General features: G+C 51.6%; 7 protein-coding genes. 5 read left to right on the forward strand and 2 right to left on the reverse strand.

The genetic code is table 11. The features are described 5' to 3' along the window. The first annotated feature begins 177 nt into the window (after positions 1-177). The 5 genes from FTV29_RS14705 (at position 178) to FTV29_RS14725 (ending at position 5,010) form a co-directional block, all read left to right on the forward strand. Positions 178-843 (forward strand): tyrosine-type recombinase/integrase, encoded by a 666-nt coding sequence (locus FTV29_RS14705; RefSeq protein WP_015060916.1) that lies wholly within the window; start codon positions 178-180, stop codon positions 841-843. Between the two features lie 189 nt (positions 844-1,032). Continuing rightward, complete coding sequence (locus FTV29_RS14710; protein ID WP_024160783.1) at positions 1,033-2,199, forward strand: tetracycline-inactivating monooxygenase Tet(X3); 1,167 nt, start codon at positions 1,033-1,035, stop codon at positions 2,197-2,199. Between the two features lie 148 nt (positions 2,200-2,347). Then, entirely contained in the window at positions 2,348-3,085 is a 738-nt protein-coding gene (locus tag FTV29_RS14715; protein ID WP_001366550.1) for a recombinase family protein, read from the forward strand. Next, the gene (locus FTV29_RS14720) at positions 3,082-3,306 is read left to right on the forward strand and encodes a hypothetical protein (RefSeq protein ID WP_000743213.1); all 225 of its coding nucleotides are present in this window, start codon (positions 3,082-3,084) and stop codon (positions 3,304-3,306) included. Before FTV29_RS14715 ends, FTV29_RS14720 begins: the two co-directional genes overlap by 4 nt. A gap of 210 nt (positions 3,307-3,516) precedes the next feature. Further along, positions 3,517-5,010, forward strand: a complete 1,494-nt coding sequence (locus FTV29_RS14725) for an IS91-like element ISVsa3 family transposase (RefSeq protein WP_001120888.1) — start codon at positions 3,517-3,519, stop codon at positions 5,008-5,010. 175 nt (positions 5,011-5,185) lie between these two features. Here FTV29_RS14725 and FTV29_RS14735 read toward each other — a convergent pair whose 3' ends face one another. After that, entirely contained in the window at positions 5,186-5,488 is a 303-nt protein-coding gene (locus FTV29_RS14735; protein WP_000251875.1) for a phosphoglucosamine mutase, read from the reverse strand. Between the two features lie 86 nt (positions 5,489-5,574). After that, on the reverse strand, positions 5,575-6,390 hold the full coding sequence (gene sul2, locus FTV29_RS14740; RefSeq protein ID WP_001043260.1) for a sulfonamide-resistant dihydropteroate synthase Sul2: 816 nt from the start codon (positions 6,388-6,390) through the stop codon (positions 5,575-5,577). Positions 6,391-6,535 lie beyond the last annotated feature (145 nt).

Raw genomic sequence — 6,535 nt, forward strand, 5'->3', positions numbered from 1 at the left:
GGTAAATTTTCAGCGTTGCTGGCTCCCCGTCAGCCGGATTGGGTTGCATCGCAGGGGTGTCGAAAGAGTCAACTGCGGTCCAAAGCTGTTGGACTTGGGTGAAAAGGGCGTTTATTCTTCCTATACGTCGATCGATTGAATGAAGGACATATACAATCATTTCTCCGACATTTGGTTATGGAGCGAAAAGTTTCAATATCTTATCAAAACCAGGCAATCAATGCGATTAAGTTTTATTACGAACGTGTTTTGGGTGGACAACGGAAAACATATTTCATCGAAAGACCAAAAAAAGAAAAAACACTTCCTGTTGTGATGAGTGAAGAAGAAACCATTCGGGTACTACGCGCTATTGAAAACGTGAAACACAAGGCTATTCTGATGACTATTTATTCGGCAGGTTTGCGCATTTCTGAATGTATAAACCTGAAAATAAAAGACATTGACTCCAAGCGCATGCAAATTCGTATAGAACAGTCAAAAGGAAAAAGAGATCGTTATACCATTTTATCTGAGAAAACATTAATTATTTTAAGAACATACTTTATGGAATATAAACCAAAAGATTATTTATTTGAAGGTCAAAAAGGTGGCGCATACTCAAGCCGAAGTATTCAAAACATTTTTAAAGCAGCTGTTTTAAAAGCAAAGATTCAAAAGGAAGTTACTGTACATACCTTACGACATAGCTTTGCAACGCATTTGCTTGAGAATGGTACGAGTTTACGTTATATTCAATCGTTGTTAGGTCATTCAAGCAGTAAAACAACTGAGGTTTATACACATATTACCACCAAGGGAATGGAACAATTAAAAAGTCCGATGGATTTGTTAGATATATAGAAAGGATTTGTATATTTGAGCAAAACTTAACAAAAAGCACTATGAATATAAATCCTTTTGAGAGAGTAGAAACGAACGGTAAACGGTTGAAAACGGATTTGTCACTGATAATGAAAGGTTTAGCAAAATAAGATATAGTGGATATATACGCCATTTGGCGTATAGCCACTTGTTATGTGCCATTTTTGAATGACAATGCGAATAGATACGGACAAACAAATGAATTTACTTAGTGATAAGAACGTTGCAATAATTGGTGGTGGACCCGTTGGACTGACTATGGCAAAATTATTACAGCAAAACGGCATAGACGTTTCAGTTTACGAAAGAGACAACGACCGAGAGGCAAGAATTTTTGGTGGAACCCTTGACCTACACAAAGGTTCAGGTCAGGAAGCAATGAAAAAAGCGGGATTGTTACAAACTTATTATGACTTAGCCTTACCAATGGGTGTAAATATTGCTGATGAAAAAGGCAATATTTTATCCACAAAAAATGTAAAGCCCGAAAATCGATTTGACAATCCTGAAATAAACAGAAATGACTTAAGGGCTATCTTGTTGAATAGTTTAGAAAACGACACGGTTATTTGGGATAGAAAACTTGTTATGCTTGAACCTGGTAAGAAGAAGTGGACACTAACTTTTGAGAATAAACCGAGTGAAACAGCAGATTTGGTTATTCTTGCCAATGGTGGAATGTCGAAAATAAGGAGCTTTGTTACCGACACGCAAGTTGAAGAAACCGGTACTTTCAACATCCAAGCTGATATTCTTCAACCGGAAATAAACTGTCCCGGATTTTTTCAGCTATGCAACGGCAACCGATTAATGGCGGGACATCAGGGCATTTTATTGTTTGCCAATCCCAATAATAATGGTGCATTGTATTTAGGAATTAGTTTTAAAACGCCCGATGAATGGAAAAATAAAATTCCCTTAGATTTTCAGGACAGAAACAGCGTTGCCGATTTTTTATTGAAAAGATTTTCCAAATGGAGTGAAGTTTACAAACAATTAATACGTTCGGTATCAACATTTCAATGCTTGCCCACAAGGAAATTTCCTTTGAACAATGATTGGAAAAGTAACCGTCCATTACCCATAACAATGATTGGCGATGCTGCTCATTTGATGTCGCCTTTTGCAGGACAGGGTGTAAATACGGGATTATTGGATGCTTTGATATTGTCTGAAAACCTTACAAACGGAGAATTTACAAGTATTGAAAATGCCATCGAAAACTACGAACAACAAATGTTTGTTTATGCAAAAGATACGCAGGACGAATCGACAGAAAACGAAACCGAAATGTTTAGTCCCAATTTTTCGTTTCAAAAATTATTGAATCTATAAACAGTAAGAAAAAACGGCTACTAACAAGCAGTTTTGCAATAGTGGGGCAGAAGTGCAAAATTGAACTTGTGTGCTTCTATCAACTTTTGTACATTAGCTGCCAGTTTAAGATGGGTGCATTTGAGTATGCCCAAAGGAGCCCGCAAGTATGCGCAGGACGAAGCCAGTAGCCGCGCCGATGGTGGCGCGGGTCTATCTGCGCGTCAGCACCGACGCGCAGGACTTGGAACGCCAAGAGGCGATCACTACGGCCGCGAAGGCCGCCGGCTACTACGTCGCCGGCATCTACCGTGAGAAGGCATCCGGCGCACGCGCCGACCGGCCTGAGCTGCTGCGCATGATCGGCGACCTACAGCCCGGCGAGGTGGTCATTGCCGAGAAGATCGACCGCATCAGCCGCCTACCTTTGCCCGAGGCCGAGCGCCTGGTGGCCTCGATACAGGCCAAAGGCGCACGCCTGGCCGTCCCTGGCGTGGTCGATCTATCCGACCTGGCGGCCGAGGCCCAGGGCGTCGCCAAGATCGTGCTGGAAGCCGTGCAGATCATGCTTTTTCGCCTGGCCTTGCAGATGGCCCGCGACGACTACGAGGACAGGCGCGAACGCCAGCGCCAAGGCATTGAGTTGGCCCGCCAGGCCGGGCGGTACAAGGGCCGCCGTGCTGATCCGAAGCGCCGCGCCCAAGTTGTCGCGCTGCGCAAGTCCGGCTACAGCATCAACAAGACCGCCGAGCTGGCCGGGTACAGTGCGGCCCAGGTGAAACGGATATGGGCCGAGGTCAGCCAGGCCGAAGCGAAGCAGCACGGCGCGTTCGTGGAGGACGCATTGACGGAAGCCGATGCCCTGGCCGCTGTCGGCCAGGATGAGCGCCAGGAGGAAAGGGCATGAAGAAGCCGAACCAAGACGACGAGCCGTTTTTCATCACCGAGGAGATTGCGGCCGAAATGATCGCCGGCGGCTATGAGTTCGAGCTGCCGCCCATTCCTTGCACCATCCGCCTACGCGACGTGCTGGAGCGCATGACCGATGCTGAGCTAGCATTGCAGCCGGGCGAGATCGCCGACCAGGAGCGTGAACGCTGCCGGCGCAAGCCGTGTTCAACCTCATGATCTGGTCATGGTATTTTTCATGGCACTGAGCCTGATAGTTCTTGCAAATTGTTGTCACTAAAGGGTTTTGTGTGCTTGTTTACAATCGAGTGGGAGTGACGGGCACTGGCTGGCAATGTCTAGCAACGGCAGGCATTTCGGCTGAGGGTAAAAGAACTTTCCGCTAAGCGATAGACTGTATGTAAACACAGTATTGCAAGGACGCGGAACATGCCTCATGTGGCGGCCAGGACGGCCAGCCGGGATCGGGATACTGGTCGTTACCAGAGCCACCGACCCGAGCAAACCCTTCTCTATCAGATCGTTGACGAGTATTACCCGGCATTCGCTGCGCTTATGGCAGAGCAGGGAAAGGAATTGCCGGGCTATGTGCAACGGGAATTTGAAGAATTTCTCCAATGCGGGCGGCTGGAGCATGGCTTTCTACGGGTTCGCTGCGAGTCTTGCCACGCCGAGCACCTGGTCGCTTTCAGCTGTAAGCGTCGCGGTTTCTGCCCGAGCTGTGGGGCGCGGCGGATGGCCGAAAGTGCCGCCTTGCTGGTTGATGAAGTACTGCCTGAACAACCCATGCGTCAGTGGGTGTTGAGCTTCCCGTTTCAGCTGCGTTTCCTGTTTGCCAGCCGGCCCGAGATCATGGGGTGGGTGCTGGGCATCGTTTACCGCGTCATTGCCACGCACCTGGTCAAGAAAGCGGGCCATACCCACCAAGTGGCCAAGACGGGCGCGGTCACCCTGATCCAGCGTTTTGGATCGGCGCTCAATCTGAATGTTCACTTCCACATGCTGTTTCTCGACGGTGTGTATGTCGAGCAATCCCACGGCTCAGCGCGTTTCCGCTGGGTCAAGGCGCCGACCAGCCCAGAGCTCACCCAGCTGACGCACACCATCGCCCACCGGGTGGGTCGCTATCTGGAACGGCAAGGCCTGCTGGAACGGGATGTCGAAAACAGCTATCTGGCCTCGGATGCGGTGGATGACGACCCGATGACACCCCTGCTGGGGCACTCGATCACTTACCGTATCGCTGTCGGTTCACAGGCGGGGCGAAAGGTGTTCACTTTGCAAACTCTGCCGACCAGTGGTGATCCGTTCGGTGACGGGATTGGCAAGGTAGCCGGGTCCAGCCTGCACGCCGGCGTGGCGGCCAGGGCCGATGAACGCAAGAAGCTCGAACGGCTGTGCCGGTACATCAGCCGCCCGGCGGTATCCGAGAAGCGGCTGTCGTTAACACGAGGCGGCAACGTGCGCTACCAGCTCAAGACGCCGTACCGGGACGGCACCACGCACGTCATTTTCGAACCATTGGATTTCATTGCAAGGCTGGCCGCCCTGGTACCGAAGCCCAGAGTCAACCTAACCCGCTTCCACGGGGTGTTCGCACCCAACAGTCGGCACCGGGCGTTGGTCACGCCGGCAAAACGGGGCAGGGGCAACAAGGTCAGGGTGGCTGATGAACCGGCAACACCAGCACAACGGCGAGCGTCGATGACATGGGCGCAACGGCTCAAGCGTGTTTTCAATATCGACATCGAGACCTGCAGCGGCTGCGGCGGCGCCATGAAAGTCATCGCCTGCATTGAAGACCCTATAGTGATCAAGCAGATCCTTGATCACCTGAAGCACAAAGCCGAAACCAGCGGGACCAGGGCGTTACCCGAAAGCCGGGCGCCACCGGCTGAGCTGCTCCTGGGTCTGTTTGACTGACGAGCCTGAAGGCCAACGATACCAATCAAAATGCTGCGTTCACAGCGCCGCGGCAGGGATCCGCCGTGCTGGTTGTCGGAAAAGGAGCCGCTAGTGGGAAAGAGGAGGGTAAATTTTCAGCGTTGCTGGCTCCCCGTCAGCCGGATTGGGTTGCATCGCAGGGGTGTCGAAAGAGTCAACTGCGGTCCAAAGCTGTTGGACTTGGGTGAAAAGGGCGTTTATTCTTCCTATACGTTGTCGGCAGCGGGCCAAAAAGGAATACGTCCATGCCCATCGAGGTGAAACCGGCTGTGAGCGCGGGTTCAAGCATATAGCCCGACAGGCGCGTATCCTTGCCGATCACGACACGATGGCGGTGGTCACCGCGACGAAAGACACGGCCAGCCGCCATGCCGACGCGCAAGGCGGTTTCCGCCGTCATCGCGCCTTCGTTGGCTTTGCCACGAATACCGTCTGTGCCGAAATATTTGCGCACCATAAGGTCGATTATCCTGTCGTCGGGTCGCCCTCAAAGGGGACATGCCTGCTGAACCGCGAATATAGAGAAATATCCCGAATGTGCAGTTAACGAATTCTTGCGGTTTCTTTCAGCGCCGCCAATACCGCCAGCCCGTCGCGCAAGGGGCGCGGCTCGTGTGTGCGGATGAAGTCAGCTCCACCTGCGGCGGCGGCAAGCTCTGCAGCGAGTGTCGCGGCCCCGACATCCCCCGGACCACGGCCTGTGAGCGCGCGCAGAAAGGATTTGCGCGAAACAGACAGAAGCACCGGCAAATCGAAGCGCAGCCGCAATTCATCGAACCGCGCCAGCACCGAGAGCGAGGTTTCGGGAGCAGCCCCCAGAAAAAACCCCATGCCGGGATCAAGGACAAGGCGGTTGCGTTTGATACCGGCACCCGTCAGCGCCGCGATGCGCGCGTCAAAGAACGCCGCAATGTGATCCATGATGTCGCCAGCGGGTGCCTCGCGCCGATCTGCCTGCCCGTCTTGCACCGAATGCATAACGACGAGTTTGGCAGATGATTTCGCCAATTGCGGATAGAACGCAGCGTCTGGAAAACCGCGAATATCATTGAGATAGGCCACACCACGCGACAAGGCATAGGCTTGCGTCGCGGGTTGATAACTGTCGAGCGAGACGGGAATGCCATCTGCCTTGAGCGCGTCCAGCACCGGCGCGATACGCGCGATTTCTGTGTCGGACGAAACAGGCGCGGCGTCGGGATTGCTGGATGCCGGACCGAGGTCGATCACATCTGCCCCCTCGGCCATCAGCTTACGCGCCTGCGCAATGGCTGCGTCTGGCGCCAGATACCGGCCTCCATCGGAGAAACTGTCCGAGGTTATGTTGACGATGCCGAAAATGATGAGCGATTTATTCATGGGGGCTTCTATAATAATCTCTGTACACGACAAAAATAGATAACTCATTGAAATAATGTCACAATAATTGTTTTCTAACGACGAATACTATGACACATCTCAATGAGTTATATCTTATCTTAAACAAATCTCTAAAATGGAACAA

Source organism: Acinetobacter sp. YH12254 (genome assembly GCF_013417415.1).
In the GTDB taxonomy this organism is placed as follows: Bacteria; Pseudomonadota; Gammaproteobacteria; order Pseudomonadales; family Moraxellaceae; genus Acinetobacter; species Acinetobacter pseudolwoffii.

Excerpts from the sequence above, each read along its gene's own strand:
- FTV29_RS14705 (WP_015060916.1), top strand. The coding sequence starts at position 178 with ATGGAGCGAAAAGTTTCAATATCTTATCAAAACCAGGCAATCAATGCG.
- FTV29_RS14725 (WP_001120888.1), top strand. The coding sequence starts at position 3,517 with ATGCCTCATGTGGCGGCCAGGACGGCCAGCCGGGATCGGGATACTGGT.
- FTV29_RS14710 (WP_024160783.1), top strand. The coding sequence starts at position 1,033 with ATGACAATGCGAATAGATACGGACAAACAAATGAATTTACTTAGTGAT.
- FTV29_RS14735 (WP_000251875.1), bottom strand. The coding sequence starts at position 5,488 with ATGGTGCGCAAATATTTCGGCACAGACGGTATTCGTGGCAAAGCCAAC.
- FTV29_RS14720 (WP_000743213.1), top strand. The coding sequence starts at position 3,082 with ATGAAGAAGCCGAACCAAGACGACGAGCCGTTTTTCATCACCGAGGAG.
- FTV29_RS14715 (WP_001366550.1), top strand. The coding sequence starts at position 2,348 with ATGCGCAGGACGAAGCCAGTAGCCGCGCCGATGGTGGCGCGGGTCTAT.
- sul2 (WP_001043260.1), bottom strand. The coding sequence starts at position 6,390 with ATGAATAAATCGCTCATCATTTTCGGCATCGTCAACATAACCTCGGAC.